This is a genomic window from Streptomyces sp. GbtcB7 (genome assembly GCF_019091445.1).
Lineage (GTDB): Bacteria > Actinomycetota > Actinomycetes > Streptomycetales > Streptomycetaceae > Streptomyces > Streptomyces mirabilis.
In genome coordinates, this window is sequence record NZ_JAGXJM010000026.1 from 165,638 (window position 1) to 187,584 (window position 21,947).

General features: G+C 70.2%; 23 protein-coding genes. 13 read left to right on the forward strand and 10 right to left on the reverse strand.

Annotation, left to right across the window (positions count from 1 at the left end):
• Nucleotides 1–87: 87 nt before the first annotated feature.
• A complete protein-coding gene (locus KVT44_RS36080; RefSeq protein ID WP_099923416.1) occupies nt 88–432 on the forward strand; it encodes a hypothetical protein in 345 nt (114 codons plus the stop codon).
• 9 nt (nt 433–441) lie between these two features.
• Here KVT44_RS36080 and KVT44_RS36085 read toward each other — a convergent pair whose 3' ends face one another.
• Nucleotides 442–1,137: a FadR/GntR family transcriptional regulator gene (locus tag KVT44_RS36085; protein WP_075026115.1), complete on the reverse strand. Its 696-nt coding sequence runs from the start codon at nt 1,135–1,137 to the stop codon at nt 442–444.
• 99 nt (nt 1,138–1,236) lie between these two features.
• Between KVT44_RS36085 and KVT44_RS36090 the strand changes: the two genes are divergently transcribed.
• From KVT44_RS36090 to KVT44_RS36100, 4 genes are all read left to right on the forward strand, one after another.
• Entirely contained in the window at nt 1,237–2,553 is a 1,317-nt protein-coding gene (locus tag KVT44_RS36090; protein ID WP_217571625.1) for a CynX/NimT family MFS transporter, read from the forward strand.
• A gap of 46 nt (nt 2,554–2,599) precedes the next feature.
• Entirely contained in the window at nt 2,600–2,713 is a 114-nt protein-coding gene (locus KVT44_RS58650) for an SGM_5486 family transporter-associated protein (RefSeq protein WP_099923418.1), read from the forward strand.
• A gap of 180 nt (nt 2,714–2,893) precedes the next feature.
• A complete protein-coding gene (locus KVT44_RS36095) occupies nt 2,894–3,109 on the forward strand; it encodes a hypothetical protein (RefSeq protein WP_099923419.1) in 216 nt (71 codons plus the stop codon).
• A gap of 65 nt (nt 3,110–3,174) precedes the next feature.
• Nucleotides 3,175–3,693, forward strand: a complete 519-nt coding sequence (locus KVT44_RS36100; protein ID WP_143601245.1) for a histidine phosphatase family protein — start codon at nt 3,175–3,177, stop codon at nt 3,691–3,693.
• A gap of 207 nt (nt 3,694–3,900) precedes the next feature.
• On the opposite strand, the gene serB is transcribed toward KVT44_RS36100, so the two are convergent.
• Both serB and KVT44_RS36110 read right to left on the reverse strand, forming a co-directional pair.
• Entirely contained in the window at nt 3,901–5,112 is a 1,212-nt protein-coding gene (gene serB, locus KVT44_RS36105; RefSeq protein ID WP_075026112.1) for a phosphoserine phosphatase SerB, read from the reverse strand.
• Between the two features lie 111 nt (nt 5,113–5,223).
• Nucleotides 5,224–6,984 carry a streptophobe family protein gene (locus tag KVT44_RS36110; protein WP_217571627.1) on the reverse strand — a complete coding sequence of 587 codons (1,761 nt, stop codon included), beginning with the start codon at nt 6,982–6,984 and terminating at the stop codon, nt 5,224–5,226.
• Nucleotides 6,985–7,226: 242 nt separating this feature from the next.
• On the opposite strand from KVT44_RS36110, the gene KVT44_RS36115 reads away from it, so the two are divergent.
• Nucleotides 7,227–9,731, forward strand: coding sequence for an FHA domain-containing protein (locus KVT44_RS36115; protein ID WP_190170409.1), 2,505 nt, complete (start codon nt 7,227–7,229; stop codon nt 9,729–9,731).
• An 84-nt stretch (nt 9,732–9,815) separates the two neighbouring features.
• Here the strand turns inward: KVT44_RS36115 and KVT44_RS36120 are convergent, their stop codons facing one another.
• The 3 genes from KVT44_RS36120 to KVT44_RS36130 form a co-directional block, all read right to left on the reverse strand.
• Complete coding sequence (locus tag KVT44_RS36120; protein ID WP_190170388.1) at nt 9,816–10,595, reverse strand: transglycosylase SLT domain-containing protein; 780 nt, start codon at nt 10,593–10,595, stop codon at nt 9,816–9,818.
• 299 nt (nt 10,596–10,894) lie between these two features.
• The gene (locus tag KVT44_RS36125) at nt 10,895–11,980 is read right to left on the reverse strand and encodes an S-adenosylmethionine:tRNA ribosyltransferase-isomerase (RefSeq protein WP_217571629.1); all 1,086 of its coding nucleotides are present in this window, start codon (nt 11,978–11,980) and stop codon (nt 10,895–10,897) included.
• The gene (locus KVT44_RS36130) at nt 11,977–12,672 is read right to left on the reverse strand and encodes an SDR family oxidoreductase (RefSeq protein ID WP_217571630.1); all 696 of its coding nucleotides are present in this window, start codon (nt 12,670–12,672) and stop codon (nt 11,977–11,979) included. Before KVT44_RS36130 ends, KVT44_RS36125 begins: the two co-directional genes overlap by 4 nt.
• A 188-nt stretch (nt 12,673–12,860) precedes the next feature.
• Between KVT44_RS36130 and KVT44_RS36135 the strand changes: the two genes are divergently transcribed.
• From KVT44_RS36135 to KVT44_RS36145, 3 genes are all read left to right on the forward strand, one after another.
• Nucleotides 12,861–14,030, forward strand: a complete 1,170-nt coding sequence (locus tag KVT44_RS36135; RefSeq protein WP_217571631.1) for a GAF domain-containing sensor histidine kinase — start codon at nt 12,861–12,863, stop codon at nt 14,028–14,030.
• Nucleotides 14,023–14,664 carry a response regulator transcription factor gene (locus KVT44_RS36140; protein ID WP_054232215.1) on the forward strand — a complete coding sequence of 214 codons (642 nt, stop codon included), beginning with the start codon at nt 14,023–14,025 and terminating at the stop codon, nt 14,662–14,664. The genes KVT44_RS36135 and KVT44_RS36140 overlap by 8 nt, the downstream gene beginning before the upstream one ends.
• A gap of 159 nt (nt 14,665–14,823) precedes the next feature.
• Nucleotides 14,824–15,069, forward strand: a complete 246-nt coding sequence (locus KVT44_RS36145; protein WP_054232214.1) for a chaplin — start codon at nt 14,824–14,826, stop codon at nt 15,067–15,069.
• Nucleotides 15,070–15,303: 234 nt separating this feature from the next.
• On the opposite strand, the gene KVT44_RS36150 is transcribed toward KVT44_RS36145, so the two are convergent.
• Nucleotides 15,304–16,092: a hypothetical protein gene (locus KVT44_RS36150; RefSeq protein ID WP_099923426.1), complete on the reverse strand. Its 789-nt coding sequence runs from the start codon at nt 16,090–16,092 to the stop codon at nt 15,304–15,306.
• Between the two features lie 121 nt (nt 16,093–16,213).
• Between KVT44_RS36150 and KVT44_RS36155 the strand changes: the two genes are divergently transcribed.
• The 3 genes from KVT44_RS36155 to KVT44_RS36165 all read left to right on the forward strand — a co-directional run bounded on the left by KVT44_RS36155 (nt 16,214) and on the right by KVT44_RS36165 (nt 18,580).
• Entirely contained in the window at nt 16,214–17,005 is a 792-nt protein-coding gene (locus KVT44_RS36155) for an ABC transporter ATP-binding protein (protein WP_054230572.1), read from the forward strand.
• 73 nt (nt 17,006–17,078) lie between these two features.
• A complete protein-coding gene (locus tag KVT44_RS36160; RefSeq protein ID WP_217571632.1) occupies nt 17,079–17,513 on the forward strand; it encodes an NfeD family protein in 435 nt (144 codons plus the stop codon).
• Between the two features lie 131 nt (nt 17,514–17,644).
• The gene (locus tag KVT44_RS36165; protein ID WP_054230569.1) at nt 17,645–18,580 is read left to right on the forward strand and encodes an SPFH domain-containing protein; all 936 of its coding nucleotides are present in this window, start codon (nt 17,645–17,647) and stop codon (nt 18,578–18,580) included.
• Nucleotides 18,581–18,660: 80 nt separating this feature from the next.
• Here the strand turns inward: KVT44_RS36165 and KVT44_RS36170 are convergent, their stop codons facing one another.
• The 3 genes from KVT44_RS36170 to KVT44_RS36180 form a co-directional block, all read right to left on the reverse strand.
• A complete protein-coding gene (locus tag KVT44_RS36170) occupies nt 18,661–19,167 on the reverse strand; it encodes an HNH endonuclease (protein WP_217571633.1) in 507 nt (168 codons plus the stop codon).
• 158 nt (nt 19,168–19,325) lie between these two features.
• On the reverse strand, nt 19,326–19,859 hold the full coding sequence (locus KVT44_RS36175; protein WP_075026101.1) for a YbhB/YbcL family Raf kinase inhibitor-like protein: 534 nt from the start codon (nt 19,857–19,859) through the stop codon (nt 19,326–19,328).
• A 39-nt stretch (nt 19,860–19,898) separates the two neighbouring features.
• Nucleotides 19,899–20,684, reverse strand: a complete 786-nt coding sequence (locus KVT44_RS36180) for a sporulation protein (RefSeq protein WP_054230566.1) — start codon at nt 20,682–20,684, stop codon at nt 19,899–19,901.
• Between the two features lie 226 nt (nt 20,685–20,910).
• Here KVT44_RS36180 and KVT44_RS36185 point away from each other — a divergent pair, with 226 nt between their 5' ends.
• A complete protein-coding gene (locus KVT44_RS36185) occupies nt 20,911–21,552 on the forward strand; it encodes a DNA-3-methyladenine glycosylase (RefSeq protein WP_217571634.1) in 642 nt (213 codons plus the stop codon).
• Nucleotides 21,553–21,947: the final 395 nt, after the last annotated feature.

Below are 21,947 nucleotides of genomic sequence, written 5' to 3' on the forward strand. Positions count from 1 at the left end.
CTAGTCGGCCGGGCGTCCCGGGCATCGCACCGCGCACGCTGGAACTACGCACCGCCCCGCAGCCGTACGGCCGAGGAGGTCCCCCTTGTGCGCCTGTCCCGCCGTTTTGCCCCGGTGTTCGCCGCTGTCGCCTTCATGATGGTTCTGCCGTACGACGCCGTGCCCCACACGCGCGTAGTGCACGGAAAACTCCCCGTCCCCCAGCCTTTCGGCGCCGAGTGTCGCACCGCGGTCCAGGGTTCGCACGTGACCGCGTACTGCCACAACCCCTACCCGGAGACCGACCGGGTCGCCCTGCACATCGAGTGCGACCGCTGGTGGGACATCGACACCGACACCGACCCGGTCGACGCGGGCCCCGCGATGACGGTCCGGCTGACCGGCCGGTGCTGGGAGGAGGTCCGGTCGGCGTGGGTCAGTCACCAGAGGTGACCGTGTTCGTCAGCTGTCGGAGGCCAGGGGCCTGAGCCGTCCCGGACGGCACTGGAACGGGTAGCCCCCGGCTTCCGCGCCCGCCGCCTCCGCGTCCCCCGCGCGGATCGCGTCGACGAGCCGCGCGTGGTCCATGTACGTCTCGGGCGTCAGCTTCCCGCCGACGTCCTCGCGCAGCCAGTCGCGTAGCACCTCGCCCAGGTCCGCGTACATCGCCGTCATGACGTCGTTGTGGGACGCGGCCACCACCGCCAGGTGGAAGGTCGCGTCGGCGGCCACGAAGGCCTCCGCGTCACCCGACTCCCAGGCCTCCTCCCGCCGTACGAGCAGCGCGTCGAGCTGCTTCAGATCGCGCTCGGTGCGCCGCTCGGCGGCCAGCTTCGCCGCGCTCGACTCCAGCGTGGCGCGCAGCTCGGCGATGTGCCGCGGATCGGCGTCGGCGAAGCGCCGGTGCATCACGCCCGCGAGCTCGCTGGTCGCCACGACATAGGTGCCCGAGCCCTGGCGGATGTCGAGCAGACCGTTGTGGGCCAGTGCGCGGACGGCCTCGCGGACGGTGTTGCGGGCGACGCCCAGCTGGTCGACGAGCTCCGGCTCGGTGGGGATGCGGGAGCCGACCGGCCACTCGCCCGAAGTGATCTGGTTCCGCAGCTCGGCGATGACCTGCTCGGACAGCGCCGAACGGCGGGGGTGGCTCAGCGGCATGACGGTCCTTCGTACGGGCCCGGTGTGATCGTTCGCGCGGGGCCGGAGAATCCGGAGATTAACGCAAGGGGATTGGACGGCCAATCATCCCATGATTCTATGATGGGTCTCATGGTGAGCGAGGAGACCGGGACGACGACGTCCCCACCCATACGCAGTTCCGCCGAGAGCACGGACCCCCGATCGCACCCCACGCGCGCGTGGGCGACGCGGCTCGTAACGGTCGGCATCGTCCTCACGGCCCTCAACCTGCGCCCCGCCATCACCAGCTTCGGAGCACTCCTGGAGGACGTGCGCGACGGGCTCGGCATGAGCGGCAGCGTCGCCGGACTGCTCACCTCCGTACCGCCGCTCTGCTTCGCCGTCTTCGGAGTCATGGCGCCGCGCCTCGCCCGCCGCTTCGGACCCGGCGCGGTCGTCTGCGCCGGAATGGTCGCCATCACGGCGGGGCTCGCGATCCGGCCCTACACCGGGAGCGCGGTCGGCTTCCTGGCCGCCAGCGCCCTCGCACTGATGGGCATCGCCGTCAGCAACGTCCTGATGCCGGTGATCGTCAAACGCTGGTTCCCGGACCGGGTCGGCTCCATGACCGGCCTCTACTCGATGGCCCTCGCCCTGGGCACCTCGGCCGCGGCGGCGGTGACCGTGCCCGTGACCGACGCCCTGGGCGGCGGCTGGCAGTCGGGCCTCGCGGTGTGGGCGGGCCTGGCGGCGGCCGCCGTACTGCCGTGGATCGGGCTGGTACGCGCGCGGGGCGCCGATTCCCGCGACGGCGAGCGGACACGGGCGGCACACCCCGCTCCGCGGGAAACCGGCGGACTGCGCATCACCCGCAGCCGGACCGCCTGGGCGCTCGCCGTCTTCTTCGGACTCCAGGCCACCGCCGCGTACATCACGATGGGCTGGATGGCGCAGATCTTCCGCGACGCGGGCGTCTCCGCGGGCACCGCGGGCCTGCTCCTCGCCGTCACGATGGTGATGGGCGTGCCCCTGGCCTTCGTCATCCCGCGCCTCGCCACCCGCATGCCCCACCAGGGGCCGATCGTGGTCGCGCTCGGTGTCTGCGGCCTCGCGGGATACGCGGGCCTCTACCTCGCCCCGGCGGGCGGAGCCTGGGCCTGGGCCCTCCTGCTCGGCGTCTCCAACTGCGCCTTCCCGCTGGCCCTCACCATGGTCGGCATGCGGGCCAGGACCGGCGCGGGCGTCGCCCAGCTGTCGGCGTTCGCGCAGAGCACCGGGTATCTGATCTCGATCCCGGGCCCCCTCCTCGTGGGCGTGCTCTACCAGCACAGCGGCGGCTGGGGGCTGCCGATAGCGCTCATGGCCGCCCTGATGATCCCGCAGATCGCGGTGGGCGTCCTGGCCGGCCGCGACCGTACGGTGGAGGACGAGGCCGCGCGCGGCCCCCGCCCCTGAGACCCCCGACGGCGAAGGTGCGGACGAAGGGTGCGAGACTGGTCGTATGGCGCTCGACCCGAACCCCCAGAACGGCCAGAAGAAGCTGCTGCTCGTGCTCGGCGCGATGCTGGCCATCACCGTGATCATCGCCATCATCGCGTCGATCGCCTCACCCTGACCACGGTCGCCCGCCCCCTGGGACACCGATGGTGGGGCTAGCCCCCCTGTCCCCTAGGGGGTGAGTGTCAGGGTCAAGTGGGTGGATCACCGGATGGGTTGACGGCCCGGGAATCCGTAACTTCGAGTTGTGGCCGCGAGGACGCGGACCACGGAGCACTCGAGGCCCCACGGAGGCGGCATGTCGGCCCGTACGCACACCCGGCCCCACCCGGCGACCCCGGGCGGCGTGGACATCCGGCTGCCCTGGTGGGCCCTCGCCCTGCCCGCCCTCGCCTTCGTCGCCCTGCTCCTGCTGATACTGAACCCGGCGGACGCGCACGCCGCGGGCGGCGACCCCGCGATCACCCACCTCTTCGAGCGCGTCCAGCAGACGGTGCTGCACCAGGCCCCCTGAGCACGCCCGGGAGAGCAGGTCAACTCTCAGCGCCGCATGGCGTGTTTCATGCGAAGCTGGGACCCATGAGCGTCGCAGAACCCCGCAGGATTGTCCTCTTCCGGCATGCGAAAGCCGACTGGCCACAGGTGTCCGACCACGAGCGGCCCCTCGCTGACCGGGGCCGCAAGGACGCCGCCGTCGCCGGACGCAAGCTGGCCGACACCGGGATCCCTTTCGATATGGCCCTCTGCTCCACGGCGACCCGCACCCGGGAGACCTGGAAGCTCGCCGTCCACGAGCTCCCGCACCGGCCGAAAACCGTCTATGAGGAGCGGCTCTACGAGGCCTCGCCCGGCGAGCTGATCGCCGTACTCAACGAGACCCCGGACGACGCGCACAACGTGGTCCTGATCGGCCACAACCCCGGCATCCAGGGACTCACCGAGGTGCTGGCCGGACAGGCCGAGGGCGACACCCGCACCCGGATGGCCGCCCACGGCTTCCACACGGGCGCCTTCGCCGTGCTCTCCGTCGAGGGCTCCTGGAAATCCCTGGAGCCCGGAGTGTGCACGCTGACCGACTACTGGGCGCCGACCGAGTAACCCACCCGACAGGGACGGGGGCCCGGCACCAGTACGGTGCCGGGCCCCCGTCGACGTATGTCCGGGCCTCAGAGCCTGTCCGGCGGATCATGCCGCAGACGCGGGGCTTGGTGCGCCCTGCCCCAAGCTCTTCGAGCAGGGGGTGCCCCCAGCGGCGTTGTCGTCGGTCACCGCCCGTTTCCTGCGGCCTGATCCGCCGGACAGGCTCTAGTGGTCGCCGAGGTGCATGTCCGCCGCCTCGACCTCTTCGCGGGTGACACCCAGCAGATACAGCACGGTGTCCAGGAAGGGGAAGTTCACCGCGGTGTGCGCGGCCTGGCGGACGACGGGCTTGGCGTTGAAGGCGACGCCGAGACCGGCCGCGTTGAGCATGTCGAGGTCATTGGCCCCGTCGCCGATCGCCACGGTCTGGGCGAGCGGCACCCCCGCCTCGGCGGCGAACCGGCGCAGCAGCCGTGCCTTGCCCGCACGGTCCACGATCTCCCCGGTGACCCTGCCCGTCAGCTTCCCGTCGACGATCTCCAGGGTGTTGGCCTGCGCGAAGTCCAGCCCGAGCCGCTCCTTCAGATCGTCCGTGACCTGCGTGAATCCGCCCGAGACGACACCTACTTGGAAACCGAGCCGCTTCAGCGTACGGATCAGCGTGCGCGCGCCCGGTGTCAGCCGCACCTCCTCGCGCACCTTGGTCACCACCGAGGCGTCCAGCCCCTTGAGCAGCGCCACACGCGCGTGCAGCGACTGCTCGAAGTCCAGCTCCCCGCGCATCGCGGCCGCGGTCACCTCGGCGACCTGCTCCTCGCACCCGGCGTGCGCGGCGAAGAGCTCGATCACCTCGTCCTGGATCAGCGTCGAGTCCACATCCATGACGACCAGGCGCTGCGCCCTGCGGTGCAGCCCCGCCGCCACCACCGCGATGTCCACTCCGAGCGCCGCGGCCTCGGTCACCAGCGCGGTGCGCAGCGCCTCGGTCCCCGTACCGGACACGGCGAACTCGACCGCCGTCACCGGGTACTTGGCGAGCCGGAAGATACGGTCGATGTTGCCGCCGGTCTTCGTGATCCGGGCGGCGATCGCGGCCGTCGACTCCGCCGTGAGCGGATGCCCGAGCACGGTGACGAGGGACCGCCCGAGGCCGCGCGGCCGGTTGTCGCCGAGGCCGGAGATGATCTCCGCCTGCATCTTCATCGACTCCGCCCAGCTGTGGACGGTGGCCCGCAGATCGCCCTCCAGACCGGCCGGCGGCTCGGTCACCAGCGCGCAGAGCACGATCCGGCCACGGGTGACGACCTGCTCGATGTCGACCACCTCGACGGAGTAGGCGGCGAGGGTGTCGAAGAGTCCGGCCGTGATACCCGGCCGGTCCTTGCCGAAGATCTTGACGAGGAGAGTGGGGACCTCGGGGGTCTGCGAAGCGCTCATGGTGACTCCACCGTATCCGGCACCCAGTGCCTTGCGCCCCTGAGGTCCGTCCAGCGGACGGGGAACACTGGGTGTCGGAGCGGTGTCGAGCGCGTTGCCCGGCGACGACCGTCAGTTCTGCCGCCCCGGTCCCGGCGGCGTGGAGGGTCCCTGGCCGGGTGGCGGCTGCGGCGGAGGCGGCACATCGCGTCCCCGTGGCCGCCGCTTCTGCGGCCCAGGTGGCGGCGCCATCGGCCGGACGACCGTCGGTGCGCCGTACACGTCGTCGGGCGAACGCGGCCGCTCGGGCGGCCGACCGTCGGCGGGTTCCCGCAGCTCGTCGGGCAGCCGCAGATAGGGATTGGTGTCGGGGTTCGCCGGCCGGTACGGCGCGCCCGGGGCGTACGGTCCGGGCCCCCGGGGGAGGTCAGGGGCGGGCGCGGCCACCGGGGGACCCGCGTCACCCAGTGCCAGCGGCGCCGCCCGCCGTCCCGCGGCCCCGCTCGCGTACGCCAGCAGCGCCCCCACCGCCCCCGCACCCGCACCCCAGACGGCGCCGAGCAGCAGCGCCATGCCCAGATGCCCGTGCAACCGGATTCCGGCACCGAACGCGTCGATGCCGAACACCGACAGCGAGGCGTCCACGGACACATCCGTCAGCCACGCCAGCAGCGGCAGCGCCAGCGCCGTCACGATGCCGAGCCGAAGAGCGCAGCGCCCGGCGAAACCGAGGGCACCCCCTCCTCGTACAACGGGAGCAGCCGGTGTTCCCACCGAAGCCGCACCCCGCCCCCGTACAAAAGGCGTACGCGAGGCGGCGAGGACGCCCGCGAACAGCATCATCACCGCGGTCGCGACCCCCAACAGCCACACCCGTCCGTCGAGTTCGGCGAGCCGGCCCAGGGTGACGGGCTGATCGGAGTCGACGCTCAGCAACCGGTCCAGCGGGTGGGGGAGCAGCTTGGCGAGTTCGCCGGTGGCCTTGCCGTCCCAGGGCACGAAGAGGCCGATCGGGATGCCCAGCCACACCCCGTTGGGCGCGCCCAGCAGCGCGGCGCCCGCGATCAGCTTGGGATGGGGATCGCCGATCGCCGCGTACGCCGCCGCCGCGAGGCCCGCGAGGACCGCCACCAGGACCACCGTGACCAGCGCGGACGCGGCCGGACGCACCATCCGGTGCACGCCCTCCCAGCCGCGCGGCAGCGGGGTGCGCCGGGAGGCGAGCAGGGCGATCACCAGGATTCCGGCCGCCCAGGCCGCGCCGCCGAGCAGCGTGGGCACCGTGTCGACGGTGAAGCCCACGGCCGCCTGCGCCTGCACCAGGTCGCCGATCTTGCCGGGCAGCAGTCCGCCGAGGTCCCCGAGACCCCCGGGGAGCTTGTCGGTGATGTTCCCGAGGCCGCCGCCGCCCGTCACCCGGTCGAGGCCGAGCTTGCTCCCGTCGATCGTGATGATGTCGTGCCCGGCCCAGGCGAGCCCGCCCAGCATCGCCACGAACAGCACGACCACCGCGCCCGCACGCGCGAGGAGTTCGGACGGCGCGATCACAACTCCCGCCCCGCGCAGGGAGCGCAGGAAGAAGAAGGAGAGCAGGAGCGCGCCCACGAGCCCCACACCCAGTGGCGTGATCTGAATGGCCGTGTGCGCCTCCGCTCCCTTCAGACCGAAGGCCGACACATCGCCGGACGGTTTGACCGCACCATTGGCCCCAAGAGCCACCACCGCCGCGGTCATCGGCCCGAGCGAGCCCGCCGCGTCCGCGCCGACCAGATGCAGACCGAGCGCGGCCGTGCCCGCCATCGCGATCAACGCCCAGCTCACCGAGGCGATCGCGGACAACAGCACATCCCCCCACGGCAGTCGCCCGCCGTGCCTCGCGGTGTCGATGCTCATCGTCAGACCCCCCGATCCGCGCCGCGGTGTCATCACCGCGGATGTCCCCCTCGCGTGGGATTACCACTCTCCGGGCCGGTTTCAACCCCGTCAACGGAAACGGGCAACCCGCCCGTACGCGCTCTTCACATGGCCCGACTTTCGGTCAGGGGGCTGCTCCTGAAATAGTTCCCCCCGATGTTCGACATCCCTAGACTCCCTGTGATGGGGGAACTTCGGGGGACAACTCAGTGGGGCATGGAGTGCCGGAACTCGTACTGGAATTGAATGGACGGACCTGGACGCTCGATGCGTCCAGGCCATACACCCTCGGACGTGATCCGCAGGGGGACGTCGTGCTCGACGACGCCAGGGTCTCCTGGCGTCACGCCACGATGAGCTGGGACGGCCGGAGTTGGGTCATCGAGGACCACGGCAGCACCAACGGCACCTTTGTGCAGGGGCAGCGGATCCATCGGATGGAGATCGGCCCCGGTTCGGCCGTGCACCTCGGCAACGCGACCGACGGGCCGCGTCTGAACCTCTCCGGCGCCGCGGCCGCCGTCGCGCAGCCTCAGCAGCAGCCCTACGCCGCGCAGGGCGCGAGCCCCGGCTGGGCGCAGCAGGCACCGCCGCAGCAGACGCCGGAGCAGAGCCACCAGCAGCCGCAGCAGCCCGCGGCGCGAGTGCCGCAGCAGCAGGGACCCGGTGGTGGCGCGGGGGCGCCGCCGGTCTACGGCGACCGCAGCCCGACCACCTTCCACCAGCTCGACCTCGGCCGGGTGATGCGCATCGGTCGTGCGCTGGAGAACGAGCTGGTCGTCTCCGACCTCCAGGTCTCGCGCCACCACGCCGAGTTCCACGCGACGCCCGACGGCCGCTTCGAGATCCGCGACCTCGGCTCGCACAACGGCACCTACGTCAACGGTCAGCCGATCGCCAAGGGCGGCTCGGCGCTGCTCGGCCCGAACGACATCGTCGGCGTCGGCCACTCGACGTTCCGCCTGGTCGGGGACCGGCTAGAGGAGTTCGTCGACACCGGTGAGGTCTCCTTCTCGGCCCGCCATCTGACGGTGACGGTCGACGGCGGCAAGCAGATCCTCAAGGACGTCTCCTTCGGCGTCCCCGAGAAGTCGCTCATCGCGGTCATCGGCCCCTCGGGCTCCGGCAAGTCGACGCTCCTGAAGGCGCTCACGGGCTACCGCCCCGCCAACCAGGGTGACGTCCTCTACGACAACCGGAACCTGTACAAGCAGTTCGCCGAGCTGCGTCAGCGCATCGGTCTGGTCCCGCAGGACGACATCCTGCACAAGGAACTCACCGTCAAGAAGGCCCTCAAGTACGCGGCCAAGCTGCGCTTCCCCGCCGACACCACGACGGCCGAGCGTGAGGCCCGCATAGACGAGGTGCTGCGCGAGCTGAAGCTGGACATCCACAAGGAGAAGAAGGTCACCTCCCTCTCCGGCGGCCAGCGCAAGCGCGTCTCGGTGGCCCTGGAGCTGCTGACCAAGCCGTCGCTGATCTTCCTGGACGAGCCGACCTCCGGTCTCGACCCGGGCATGGACCGCGATGTCATGCAGCTGCTGCGCGGCCTCGCCGACGACGGCCGTACGGTCCTCGTCGTCACGCACTCCGTGGCCGAGCTGGCGATCTGCGACAAGCTCCTGGTCATGGCACCGGGCGGTTCGGTCGCGTACTTCGGTCCGCCGGAGGAGGCCCTCAACTTCTTCGGCTACGAGACCTGGGCCGACGTCTTCTCGGCCTTCGAGAACTACCGCGACTACGACTGGGCGGGCCGCTGGAAGGGCTCGCAGCACTACCAGATGTATGCCGCGGACATCGACGCCGTCGCTCCGCAGCCGGCCAATGTGACGCCGCCGCAGGCGATGAAGCCGCCGAAGCCGCAGGGCTGGTTCTCCCAGCTCAGCACGCTGGTACGGCGCTATGTGTCGGTGATCGTGTCCGACAAGGGCTTCCTGGCGCTGACGGTGATCCTGCCGGCCGTGCTCGGCGCGGTGAGCCTGCTCATCGACCCGAACAAGACCCTGCTGGTGAACCCGCAGGTGAACCCGAAGACGGGCGTGCACGTGCCGAACGGCACGGCCACCACGGTGCTGCTGATCCTCGCGGTCGGCGCCTGTTTCGCGGGCGCGGCGAACTCCGTCCGTGAGCTGATCAAGGAACGGGTGATCTACGAGCGGGAGCGCGCCACCGGCCTGTCCCGCTCGGCGTACCTGATGTCCAAGGTGGTCGTGCTCGGCGTGGTCACCGTGCTGCAGGGCGCCATGGTCGGCGCGATCGGTTTCACCAGCCGCACCAAGCCCACCGAGGGCGTGGTCTTCGGCCATTCGGTGCTGCTGGAACTCTCCATCCCGATCATGGCGCTGGGCTTCGCCTCGATGATGTTCGGCCTGGTCATCTCCTCGCTGGTGAAGACGGCCGAGAAGACCATGCCGCTGCTGGTCATGTTCGCGATCATCCAGGTCGTGTTCACCGGCTGCCTGTTCATCCTGAACGGCAAGATCGGCGTCAACGAGTTCTCGTACCTGATGCCCTCGCGCTGGGCGGTCGCCGCCGCCGGCGCCACGCTGGACTTCAACAACATCAGTCCGAACACGGACGACCCGTCCAGCACGGACCCGCTGTGGAACCACACGGCGTCCGCCTACGGCATGGACATCGTCGCGCTGCTCGTCCTCGCCGCCGTGTGCGGCTTCTTCGTGGCCCGCTTCCTGCGCCGCCACGAGCCCGAGGTCATGCGCAAGTAGTCCCGCGCGCACGTACGCCGAAGGGCGGCACCCCAACACCGGGGTGCCGCCCTTCGGCGTACGTGTCAGAGGTCCGCGCAGGCCTCAGTACGCGCTGTTGACGTTGTCCATCGAGCCGTACTTGTCGGCCGCGTAGTTGGCGGCGGCCGTGATGTTGGCGACCGGGTCGTAGATGTTCCACGAGGTGCCGGGCACGTGGTACGCGTTGAAGGTCGGCTGGATGACCTGCAGCAGGCCCTTCGAGGGGATCCCGTTGATGGCGTTGATGTCCCAGCCGTTGATGGCCATCGGGTTGCCCGAGGACTCGCGCATGATGTTGCGGTGCAGCCCGTTGTACGAACCCGGGATGCCCCTGCGCTTCATGATGTCGAGCGACTGACGGATCCAGCCGTCGAGGTTGTTGGCGTACTTCGTGGTGGCCGTCTTCGTGGCGTACGTCTTCGTGGTGGCCGTCTTCATGGCCACCGTCTTCATGGCGACCGTCTCGATCGCGGGGCGCTGCACGGAGCGGCTCGCGGCCTGCACCTTGCGCACGTTCTCGGCGGCCTTCGTGGCGGCGGCCGCGTCGGCGGCCTTCTTGGCGGCGTCGTCGGCCGCCTTCTTCTTCGCCTCGATGGCCTGGGTCTTCAGGCTCGCGCCGGCCTGCTGGTCGGTGACGCGGGCCTGCACGTTCTTGATCGGCTGCTGGCTGAAGACGACCGGGGCCGTGGAGAGGGCGGCGTCGTTCGTGGTGGTCTGCGTGTGGCTCGGCGCCAGCGAGAACGCGAGGGTCGCGGCACCGAGGGTGGCGACACCGGCGATCGAGAGCTTGTGGAGCTTCGTCAGCTTCGGACTATGGCCAGGAGTGCGGGTGTTCTTGGTCATGGCTGATGGACCTCTTCGAATAGCGCGGAGGTCGCTCCCGGTCCGGTGGGGGACAGAGTGTTTCCGGATCTGGCGCCGTGGGGTCGAACCCTCGGTGCTGAGCGACGGGTGCCATTCTTAGCGGCCGCAAAATACCGTGGCAAAGGTGTGACGTACGACGGAAGGTAGTAGGCCCAGTAAGGGCAAATCGGGGCAGACTGTCACGTCTGCCCCGCTCACTATGCCCGTCTTTATCTCCTATGCTCCCTCGTACGTGATGTGCGCCCTATGTGCGGGCTCACATCGGCCCTATGGAATTCTCACCGATAGTTGCTGGAGCAACGCTCAGCGTGAGGGCCTTCCTCCGGGAGGATGAGGTGCACGTCCCCGAACTCGTGCCAGAGGTAGAGCCCGCTCAACGCCTCGCCGTAGCTGCGCTCGATCGCCGCCCGTCCCGCGATCGCCTCCAGCATCAGCAGATGCGAGGCCTCCGGCTCGTGCAGCCCGGTCAGCAGCCCGTCCACCACCCGCACACCCCGCTCCGGGGTCACCACGAGGTCCGTCCAGCCCTTCCGGGCCCGGACCACCCCGCCGGCGTCGACGGCCGACTCCACGGCGCGTACGGCCGTCGTACCGACCGCGAGGATCCGCCCCTCTCCCGCTCTCGCGGCGTTGATCAGCCGGGCCGACGCCTCCGGCACCTCGTACCGCTCCGGATACGGCGGCTCATGGGCCTCCGCCGACGCGACACCGGTGTGCAGCGTGATCGGCGCGAACTGCACGCCCCGGCTCACCAGCTCCGCCACCAGGCGCGCGGTGAACGGCCGCGCCGCGCTCGGCATCTCCGCGCTGCCGCTGCCGTCGGCCGACGGCAGCGCGAACACCGTCTGGTAGACGGACAGCGGCTGGTCTCTCTGTGTATAGGAGTAGCGAATGGGGCGCCCGTGGCGCCGCAGCAGCCCGAGCACGTCCGGCTCCGACACCCGCCCCCACCACAACCGCGAGCCGTACGCCGTCAGCGGCTCCTCCAGTACGAGGCGTACGTCTCCGGCAAGGCGTACCTCCGTACCCGCGGGTCCGCCTGCGCGCGCACGTGTGGTGCCCCTTCCGTCGGGATCCCGCAGCTCGACGGCCCACCGTCCGTCATCGCCCCGCGTGGAGAAATGCACCACCACGCGCGCGTGCCCGATCCGCCCGTCCGCGGCGGCCGCCAGCGTGGGGGAGGTGTTGACGATCAGCAGATCCCCCGACCGCAGCCGCCGCGGCAGCTCCACGAACGCGTGATGCGACACCTCCGCACCGCACGACACGAGCAGCCGCACGGAGTCCCGGTCCCGCCCGGGCCCGCGCTGCTCGGCCGGCACCCGCGCCGACCGCTCCTCCGGAACCCGCACGGTCGTCGTCATCGCATCTCCAGCAGCGCCGGAGCGCCGTAGCGGCCACTGACGGGGCGTTCGTCCAGCAGCCGCAGAAAGGCCGGAACCACGCTGTCCGGCGTCGGCCGCGCATCGTCGTCGTCCGGTACGGCCGCCGCGTACAGGTCCGTGCCCATGTCCCCCGGGTCCACGGCCCACACCCGCAGCCCGGGCTCCTCCACGCCGAGCACGGCCGCCAGATGGTCCAGAGCGGCCTTCGACGCCCCGTACCCGCCCCACGTCTCGTACGCCTCCGCGGCCGCGTCCGAGCTGACGGCGACGACCGCGCCGGCCGGCGCGGCCCGCAGCAGCGGCAGCGCTTCCTGGACCAGGCCCAGCGCCGCGACCACGTTGACCTCCAGGGCATGGCGCAGCCCGTCCAGGGTCAGGTCCTCCAGACGCACCAGCGGCTCGGCGCCCAGCGCGCTCGCGTTGTTCACCAGCAGGTCCACACCCCCGAGCCCGTGCGCCGCAGCCACCAGCCCGGCGCGGTGCCCGGCGTCCCCGACATCCCCGGGCAGCGCCTCCACCCGGGTCCCGTACGCGGACAGCGCCTCCGCCGTCTCCTTCAGCACTCCCGCGGTCCTGGCGTCGAGCACCAGATCCCAGCCGCGCTCCGCCAGAGCCGCGGCCAGCGCCCGACCCAGCCCCTTCGAAGCACCCGTGATGATCGCTACCGGCATGACGTCCGTCCCCTCGTCCCAGCACCGCCGCTCCGGGCGGTTGCCTTCAACGTAGGAACCGGGCCGCCCCCGCCGCCTCGTGCGCGGGCCCCAATGACCTGGGGCCCTTCGCCCTAGGCCCACCGGCCTAGACAGCCGCCACCACAGGTCGGATACGCACTGTCACACCCCGCCGGTACGTTGGGGACATGAGCCAAGGCCCCCGGTCCGGTCTGTACGCGGTGAGCTCCGTGCTGCTGGCCATGAGCAGACACCTCGAGGTGCGCGACGTCCTCAAGACGATCGTCGCCTCGGCCCGCGAGCTGCTCGACGCGCGGTACGCGGCGCTCGGTGTGCCCGACGACCACGGAGGCTTCGCCCAGTTCGTGGTCGACGGCGTCAGCGACGCCCAGTGGAAGGCCATCGGCCCGCTTCCGCGCCAGCACGGCATCCTCGCCGCGATGCTGCACGAGGCCCGCCCCGAGCGCCTCGCCGACGTACGCAAGGACCCCCGCTTCGAGGGCTGGCCCGCCGCCCACCCCGACATGTCCGACTTCCTGGGCCTGCCGATCCGCGACGGCGACGAGGTCATCGGCGCCCTGTTCCTGGCGAACAAGAACAGGACGAAGGAGAACCAGAAGGACTGCTCCGCGCCGGACGGCGGCTGCGGCTTCACCGAGGACGACGAGGAACTCCTCACGATCCTCGCCCAGCACGCGGCGATCGCCCTGACCAACGCCCGCCTCTACGAGCGCAGCCGCGAGCTCACCATCGCCGAGGAGCGCTCCCGGCTCGCCCACGAGCTCCACGACGCCGTCAGCCAGAAACTCTTCTCCCTGCGCCTGACCGCACAGGCCGCCGCCGCCCTCGTGGACCGCGACCCCGCACGTGCCAAGGGCGAACTGCACCAGGTGGCCATGCTCGCCGCGGAGGCCACCGAAGAGCTGCGCGCCGCCGTCATCGAGCTGCGCCCCGCCGCCCTCGACGAGGACGGCCTGGTCGCCACCCTGCGCACCCAGATACAGGTCCTCGACCGCGCCCACTCCGCGCGCGTGACCTTCGCCGGCCACGGGGTGCGGGCGCTGCCCGCCGCCCAGGAGGAGGCTGTGCTGCGCGTCGCCCAGGAGGCCCTGCACAACGCGCTGCGGCATTCTGGAGCCGGTCGCGTCGATGTCACCCTGGAGAAGCGCGGCACCGGCACCGTCCTGCGCGTCAGTGACGACGGCAGCGGTTTCGAGCCCACGGCGATCCGCGCCGCGGGACGCCACCTGGGCCTCGTCTCCATGCGCGACCGGTCGAGCGGGGTCGGCGGCACCCTCAACGTGGAATCGGCGCCCGGGAAGGGCACGACGATCGAGATGGAGGTCCCTGGTGGCTGACGCAATCAAGGTGCTGCTCGTCGACGACCACCAAGTGGTCCGCCGGGGCCTGCGCACCTTTCTCGAAGTGCAGGACGACATCGAGGTCGTGGGCGAGGCGTCCGACGGCGCCGAAGGGGTCGCCCGCGCCGAGGAGCTGAAGCCCGACGTCGTCCTCATGGACGTCAAGATGCCGGGCATGGACGGTATCGACGCGCTGCGCAAGCTCCGTGAACTCGCCAACCCCGCGCGCGTGCTGATCGTCACCAGCTTCACCGAACAGCGCACGGTCGTCCCGGCCCTGCGCGCGGGCGCCGCCGGCTATGTCTACAAGGACGTGGACCCCGACGCCCTCGCCGGAGCCATCCGCTCCGTGCACGCCGGGCACATCCTGCTCCAGCCCGAGGTGGCGGGCGTCCTGCTGTCCCAGGAGGAGGCCAACTCGGGCCAGGGGAGAGGCGGCTCGCTCACCGAACGGGAGCGCGAAGTGCTCGGCCTGATCGCGGACGGCCGCTCCAACCGGGAAATCGCACGCGCGCTCGTTCTCTCCGAGAAGACCGTCAAGACGCATGTCTCGAACATCCTGATGAAGCTCGACCTCGCCGACCGCACCCAGGCCGCGCTCTGGGCCGTACGCCATGGGGCGGCGGGCTGATCGCCCGCGCGGCGGCGGCAACTCGGAGGGTTCCGCTCCGGGCTGAGATTCATACCGTCGTGTGTATGTCACCCGGATGGCGCATCCTCCGGGGATCTCGGCCGTTCTCCAGTGCGTGCCGCGGTGACTGCTGCGGTGATCGCTAGGGAGGGCTCAGAAGTGAAGAACCTGAAGAAGGCCACGGCTGTCGCGATGGTGGCCGGCGGGCTGGTCGCCGCCGGTGCCGGTATGGCGTCCGCGACGGACGGCTCGTGGGCGGGCGGCAACGCCGCGGGCTCCCCGGGCGTCGTCTCGGGCAACGTCATCCAGGCGCCGATCCACATCCCCGTGAACGCGGTCGGCAACAGCGTGAACGTCATCGGCGTCCTGAACCCGGCCTTCGGCAACCTGGGCCTCAACCACTGAGACCCACACCCCCCACCCCCACCGGCCTCCCAGGATTCTCCTGGGAGGCCGACTGCCGGCCCCCTCCGGGGGCTGGGGGGCAGGGGCGCAGCCCCGCCCCCCCCCAGGGGCGCGGGGAACTGCGCGCCCAGCCCCCACTCACCCGCACCCGAAGAACCCACCCGGGGGGTCTGGGGGCGGAGCCCCCAGGGACGGGATGGGACGGGTAGGGGCGGCGGGGGCGGAAACAACCCCTCAGCGCACCCCCCGCTCCCGCTCCTCCACGAACGCGTTGTACGCCGCCACCTGCGCCCGCCGAGCCGTCCGCTCAACCGGCCGCAACGCCAACGCCCGCGCCGAAATCTCCGACGCACTCACCGCCCCGCCGTGCCCGTTCTCGTACGCGACGGAGATCAGCAACCCCACCCGCTGGGCCAGCTCCAGCACCCGCACCGCACGCGGCGGATACCCGGGCGCCAACACCTCCCGCCCCCGCTCGGCCCGCGCCCGGTACGCGTCGACCGCCGCCTCGGCGACCGGCCCCGACCCCGCCACGTCGAGCCGCGACAACACCTCCGTCGCGTCACGCAGCGCCTCCGCGAGCTCCCGCTCGGCCTCACCGAGCGAGGGCACATCCGCCGGCGGCGCCTCCCGCACGGCGAGGCAGTGCCACACCACCTCGACATGGACATCACCCTCGGGCCCGGCCTCGTAGACCTCGGGAACGAGCCCGAGCGCCGCCCCGTGGCAGACCACCGCCTCCTCCGCGTCTAGGGCGCGCGCATTGAAGTCCGGCGGTCCGCTCAACCCGAGCGGATGCCCCGGCGCGGGCAGCGCGACCCGCAGTCCTTTCACCCCGAGCGCGCGAAGCCGGCCGAGGGCGAGCGTGAGCCCGACGGGCCCGGACTCACCCGGCAGCCCCTCGACCCGGTGCACCGCGTCCTCACCGACGATGGCGAGCACCGCGTCATCCGGCGAAACAAGTCCGGCCAAAAGGGCATTTCCCCATGCGGCCAGGCGTCCTGAGCGTGGTTCCGAGAGCATGCCTCCACCCTAAGGACCGACCGATGGATGGGAGCGACCGACCGGTGGCGTAGGTTTTCCCTGGGGGCTGCGTCCACAGACGTAAGCGACGGCCGAGACTGCAATGGGAGACAACGCGCTCATGAGCGATGTACTGGAGCTGGAGGACGTGTCCGTGGTCCGAGAGGGCCGGGCTCTGGTGGACCAGGTCTCCTGGTCGGTCAAGGAGGGGGAGCGCTGGGTCATCCTCGGCCCGAACGGCGCCGGAAAAACGACCCTCCTGAATCTCGCCTCCAGCTATCTCTTCCCGAGCCAGGGCACCGCCACCATCCTCGGCGAGACCCTCGGCAAGGTCGACGTCTTCGAACTGCGCCCGCGCATCGGCGTGGCCGGTATCGCCATGGCCGAGAAGCTCCCCAAGCGCCAGACCGTCCTGCAGACCGTGCTGACGGCCGCGTACGGCATGACCGCGGGCTGGCACGAGGACTACGAGGACATCGACGAGCAGCGCGCCCGCGCCTTCCTCGACCGCCTCGGCATGAGCGACTACCTGGACCGCCGGTTCGGCACGCTCTCCGAGGGCGAGCGCAAGCGCACCCTGATCGCCCGCGCCCTGATGACCGACCCCGAGCTGCTGCTGCTCGACGAGCCCGCCGCGGGCCTCGACCTCGGCGGCCGCGAGGACCTCGTCCGTCGCCTCGGCCGCCTCGCCCGCGACCCGATCGCCCCCTCCATGATCATGGTCACGCACCACGTCGAGGAGATCGCTCCCGGCTTCACCCACGTCCTGATGATCCGTCAGGGCAAGGTGCTCGCCGCGGGCCCGCTCGAACTCGAACTCACCTCGCGCAACCTCTCCCTCTGCTTCGGACTCCCGCTCATCGTCGAGCAGAACGGCGAGCGTTGGACCGCGCAGGGCCTGCCGATGTCCTGAACACCCGGTACGAGCCCCTTCTCCACCGATCTGCGCCCTGTCCGCGCCCGGCCCGCGGACCTACCATGACCATGTGAACGACATCAACGCATGGGTGTGGTGGCTCGTCGGCGCGGCCGCGCTGGGCATCCCGCTCGTGGTGACCGCGATGCCGGAGTTCGGCATGCTCGCCCTCGGCGCCGCGGCGGCGGCGGTGACAGCGGGCCTCGGTGGCGATGTCGTCCTTCAGGTACTCGTCTTCGCCGTCGTCTCGTTCTCCCTCATCGCCGTCGTACGACCCGTCGCGGCCCGGCACCGCGCGCAGCGGCCCCAACTCGCCACCGGAGTGGAGGCGTTGAAGGGGAAACAGGCCATCGTCCTGGAACGGGTGGACGGTTCGGGCGACGGCCGGATCAAACTCGGCGGAGAGATCTGGTCGGCGCGCGCCCTCGACGCCGGACAGGCCTACGAAGTGGGCCAGGAGGTGGACGTCGTGGACATCGAAGGAGCCACGGCGATTGTGATGTGACCTCGTGCGACGCAAGTGAACCGAACGCCCCACGTGGCAGACGACGGTCTGTCAGACTCGTCGAGCAAGATCTTCAACAACCATAAGATCTTTCGGACATACCGAGGCGGAGAAGGGTACGGGGAGCATCGATGGCACCAATCATCATCGTCCTGATCATTCTGGTGGTGTTGGTATTCATCGCCCTGATCAAGACCATCCAGGTCATCCCACAGGCCAGCGCGGCCATCGTGGAGCGCTTCGGCCGCTACACACGGACCCTGAACGCGGGCCTGAACATCGTGGTCCCGTTCATCGACTCGATCCGCAACCGCATCGACCTGCGTGAACAGGTCGTGCCGTTCCCACCGCAGCCGGTGATCACCCAGGACAACCTGGTGGTCAACATCGACACGGTCATCTACTACCAGGTCACCGACGCACGCGCCGCCACCTACGAAGTCGCCAGCTACATCCAGGCGATCGAGCAGCTCACCGTCACCACCCTGCGCAACATCATCGGTGGCATGGACCTGGAGCGGACCCTCACCTCCCGCGAGGAGATCAACGCGGCCCTGCGCGGCGTCCTCGACGAGGCCACCGGCAAGTGGGGCATCCGCGTCAACCGAGTCGAGCTCAAGGCGATCGAACCGCCCACCTCCATCCAGGACTCGATGGAGAAGCAGATGCGCGCCGACCGTGACAAGCGCGCCGCGATCCTCACCGCCGAAGGCATCCGTCAGTCGCAGATCCTCACCGCCGAAGGTGAGAAGCAGTCCGCGATCCTGCGCGCCGAAGGTGAGGCCAAGGCCGCCGCCCTGCGCGCCGAGGGCGAGGCCCAGGCCATCCGTACGGTCTTCGAGTCCATCCACGCCGGTGACGCCGACCAGAAGCTCCTCGCCTACCAGTACCTCCAGATGCTCCCCAAGATCGCCGAGGGCGACGCCAACAAGCTCTGGATCGTGCCCAGCGAGATCGGCGACGCCCTCAAGGGACTGAGCGGCGCCATGGGCAACTTCGGCCCCATGGGCGGCGGTTCGGGCAACGCGGGCACCGAGCGCCGCGAGAAGCCGTCCGTCACCGACTGACGCCCTGGTCCCTACGACGATGGGGCCCACCTCCTGCCTTTCGGCGGAGGTGGGCCCCATCGTCGTAGGAACTGCCGGGCCTAGGCCGCGGGTTGGGCCAGCCACTCCGGGAGGGCGTCGAGGTCCTCACGGCCCAGCGCCAGCAGCATCGCGTCCGCGGGCGTCGGCTCGAACGGCTGCCGCAGCAGCGGCATACCCGCCTGCTCCGGAGTCCGGTCCGCCTTGCGGTGATTGTCCTCCGCGCAGGACGCGACCGTGTTCAGCCAGGAGTCCCGACCGCCCTGCGCGCGCGGCACCACGTGGTCGACCGTCGTCGCCCGCCGTCCGCAGTACGCGCACCTGTGCCGGTCGCGTACCAGCACACCGCGCCTCGACCACGGTGCTTGTCTTCGGAAAGGCACCCTTACATACCTGCAGAGCCTTATGACTCGGGGCACGGGTATGTCCAGCGCGGCGCCGCGCATACGGAGTTCGGGGTGGGCCTGCTCGACGACGGCCTTGTCCTGCAGCACCAGAACGACGGCTCGGTTCAACGTCACCGTCGACAGCGGCTCAAAGCTCGCGTTCAGAACCAGCGTGTCCCGCATCCAGCCCACCTCCCGTGCGCACCGGCCCACCCCCTGGCGGGCTTGGATCAACTCTGGCCGGGCACGCCGAGATGGACAACGCAATAAAAATGCCCGCCCCTGATCACTTCCAAGACCAGAGGCGGGCAAACGTTCAGTGAACGTGAGTCTTCACCGCTTTACGCGGGCGACGCGTACTCTCCCATCAGCTGGGCGCGCGCCAGCGTGTGGAACCGCAGATTGAATCCCACGACGGCCGGCGACACCTCCGCGTCGGGACCGAGCTTCTCCTGATCCACGGCGTACACCGTGAACACATACCGGTGCGCGGGATCCCCGGCCGGCGGCGCGGCGCCACCGAAGTCCTTGGACCCGTAGTCGTTGCGCACCTGAACGGCGCCCTCCGGCAGCCCCTCGAACTTGCCGCTGCCCGCACCCGTCGGCAGTTCCGTCACCGAAGCGGGAATGTCGAACACCACCCAGTGCCAGAACCCGCTCCCCGTCGGGGCGTCCGGATCGAAGCAGGTCACGGCGAAGCTCTTGGTCTCCGGCGGGAAGCCCTCCCAGCTCAGCTGCGGCGAGGTGTTCCCGGCCGCGTAGACCTGAGCGTCCTTCAGTACCCCGCCCGGCTCGACGTCCTCACTGGTGACCGTGAAGGCCGGAACGGGCGGATGGAAGTCATGGGGAAGCGGCGGCCTCTTGAGCTCGGTCACGTCAGAACCTCCTGAACGGTGGAATCTCTCGACCCGAGCCTAGAACCAGCTGCGCTTGCTGCCGACCTCGGACAGCCACTGGTTCAGGTACGCGGCCCAGTCCGTGCCCTGGTAGTCGTGCAGCCCCACCCGGAAGGAGCGGTACGAGTCGCTGCCCTCACTGAAGAGGCCCGGCTTCTTGTCCATCTCCAGGATGACGTCCATCTCGTGGTCGTCCGCGACGAAGCTCAGCTCGACCTGGTTCAGCCCGCGGTACTGCGACGGCGGGAAGAACTCGATCTCCTGGTAGAACGGCAGCTTCTGCCGGGTGCCCCGGATGTGACCGCGCTCCATGTCCGCGTTCTTGAAGCGGAAGCCCAGCTGGATGAAGGCGTTCAGGATCGCCTGCTGCGCCGGCAGCGGGTGCACGTTGATCGGGTCCAGGTCACCGGAGTCCACGGCACGCGCGATCTCCAGCTCGGTGGTCACCCCGATGTGCATGCCCCGCAGCGCCTGCCCGTCGATCGTGGTGATCGGCGTCTCCCACGGGATCTCGAGCCCGAAGGGAACGGCGTGCACGGCACCGGCCTGCAGCTCGAAGGCCCCACCGAGCCGCAGCTTGGTGAACTCGATGTCCTGCTTGTACTCCTGGTCGTCGTGCCCCTCGACCTCGACCTTGGCCTGGAGCCCGACCGACAGCCCCTCGATGGCCTGGTTCACGGACCCGCCCTGGATCCGCACCTCACCCTGCACGACACCACCCGGAACGACGTTGACCTCGGTCAGCACCGTCTCGACCGAAGCCCCACCGGCTCCCAGGCTCGCAAGCAGCCGCTTGAACCCCATGTTTCTTCCTCCCCAGGCAACGCCTGTGCTCCGTCGTACATCCGTCTGGATCCTTGATCCCTACAAACGCGATCCGACCGCGGCCGGTTCCGCGCCCTCACCCTTACAAGGAGGACGCTCCCTGACCACCCGTAGACACGCACGGACACGCACTCGTGCGGACCCGTACGGCACAGTCCCTCGCCCGGCTGCATCCGTCCGGGCCACTGGACTACGCTCGTACGCCATGATCGCGGCCCCTGACCGTACGCCCATCACCCGGGACTTCTTCGACCGCCCCGTACTGGAGGTCGCCCCCGACCTGCTGGGGCGCATCCTCGTGCGCACGACACCGGACGGTCCGATCGAGCTCCGTCTCACGGAGGTGGAGGCGTACGACGGCCCGAACGACCCCGGCTCCCACGCCTATCGCGGCCGCACGGCCCGCAATGACGTGATGTTCGGTCCGCCCGGGCATGTATACGTCTACTTCACCTACGGCATGTGGTTCTGCATGAACCTGGTGTGTGGTCCCGAGGGCAACCCGAGCGGGGTCCTCCTCCGTGCCGGGGAGATCATCGAGGGCGCCGAACTCGCTCGCAAACGTCGACTCTCGGCCCGAAACGACAAGGAACTGGCCAAAGGGCCCGCACGCCTGGCCACGGCCCTCGGCGTGGACAGGGCCCTCGACGGCGCCGACGCCTGCGGCCCCGAGGGCTCCCCGCTGACCCTGCTGACGGGCACCCCCGTCCACTCCGACCAGGTACGCAACGGCCCGCGCACCGGAGTGGCCGGCGACGGGGGCGTCCACCCCTGGCGCTACTGGGTCGCCAACGACGCCACCGTCAGCCCTTATCGGGCCCATACGCCACGCCGTCGCTCAACTTGACGCGTCCCTGGGGGGTCCGTAATGTAGCCCGAGCCGCTTGACCCGGGTACGGCGTTCAGCCTGCAGCCGGAAGTGGCCAACCCACTACCTACGACTTCCCCTCAGCGGGGGTCAATTCGGCGTGCCTGCATGCCCGAATTGCAGCCCGCGGAACTCGATTATGAGTTGCCGAGGGAATCGGCTAGCGTAGTGAATGTCGAAAGGCCGCGAAGCGAAAGCATTCAAAGCCGGGAGACAGGATCCCTCTTCCGACAGGGAATCGGACACGAAAGAGTCTGATAGAGTCGGAGCCGCCGGAAAGGGAAACGCGAAAGCGGAAACCTGGAAAGCACCGAGGAAATCGGATCGGGAAACGGTCTGATAGAGTCGGAAACGCAAGAACAAAGCAAGACAGC

What these genes read in the sequence shown, in the direction of transcription:
- KVT44_RS36100 (WP_143601245.1), top strand. Translation starts at nt 3,175, where the DNA reads ATGAGCGTCGCAGAACCCCGCAGGATTGTCCTCTTCCGGCATGCGAAA.
- KVT44_RS36180 (WP_054230566.1), bottom strand. Translation starts at nt 20,684, where the DNA reads ATGGGGTTCAAGCGGCTGCTTGCGAGCCTGGGAGCCGGTGGGGCTTCG.
- KVT44_RS36095 (WP_099923419.1), top strand. Translation starts at nt 2,894, where the DNA reads ATGTCGGCCCGTACGCACACCCGGCCCCACCCGGCGACCCCGGGCGGC.
- KVT44_RS36170 (WP_217571633.1), bottom strand. Translation starts at nt 19,167, where the DNA reads ATGCGGGACACGCTGGTTCTGAACGCGAGCTTTGAGCCGCTGTCGACG.
- KVT44_RS36135 (WP_217571631.1), top strand. Translation starts at nt 12,861, where the DNA reads ATGAGCCAAGGCCCCCGGTCCGGTCTGTACGCGGTGAGCTCCGTGCTG.
- KVT44_RS36120 (WP_190170388.1), bottom strand. Translation starts at nt 10,595, where the DNA reads ATGACCAAGAACACCCGCACTCCTGGCCATAGTCCGAAGCTGACGAAG.
- KVT44_RS36150 (WP_099923426.1), bottom strand. Translation starts at nt 16,092, where the DNA reads ATGCTCTCGGAACCACGCTCAGGACGCCTGGCCGCATGGGGAAATGCC.
- KVT44_RS36130 (WP_217571630.1), bottom strand. Translation starts at nt 12,672, where the DNA reads ATGCCGGTAGCGATCATCACGGGTGCTTCGAAGGGGCTGGGTCGGGCG.
- KVT44_RS36085 (WP_075026115.1), bottom strand. Translation starts at nt 1,137, where the DNA reads ATGCCGCTGAGCCACCCCCGCCGTTCGGCGCTGTCCGAGCAGGTCATC.
- KVT44_RS36110 (WP_217571627.1), bottom strand. Translation starts at nt 6,984, where the DNA reads ATGAGCATCGACACCGCGAGGCACGGCGGGCGACTGCCGTGGGGGGAT.
- KVT44_RS36185 (WP_217571634.1), top strand. Translation starts at nt 20,911, where the DNA reads ATGATCGCGGCCCCTGACCGTACGCCCATCACCCGGGACTTCTTCGAC.
- serB (WP_075026112.1), bottom strand. Translation starts at nt 5,112, where the DNA reads ATGAGCGCTTCGCAGACCCCCGAGGTCCCCACTCTCCTCGTCAAGATC.
- KVT44_RS36155 (WP_054230572.1), top strand. Translation starts at nt 16,214, where the DNA reads ATGAGCGATGTACTGGAGCTGGAGGACGTGTCCGTGGTCCGAGAGGGC.
- KVT44_RS58650 (WP_099923418.1), top strand. Translation starts at nt 2,600, where the DNA reads ATGGCGCTCGACCCGAACCCCCAGAACGGCCAGAAGAAGCTGCTGCTC.
- KVT44_RS36165 (WP_054230569.1), top strand. Translation starts at nt 17,645, where the DNA reads ATGGCACCAATCATCATCGTCCTGATCATTCTGGTGGTGTTGGTATTC.
- KVT44_RS36090 (WP_217571625.1), top strand. Translation starts at nt 1,237, where the DNA reads ATGATGGGTCTCATGGTGAGCGAGGAGACCGGGACGACGACGTCCCCA.
- KVT44_RS36125 (WP_217571629.1), bottom strand. Translation starts at nt 11,980, where the DNA reads ATGACGACGACCGTGCGGGTTCCGGAGGAGCGGTCGGCGCGGGTGCCG.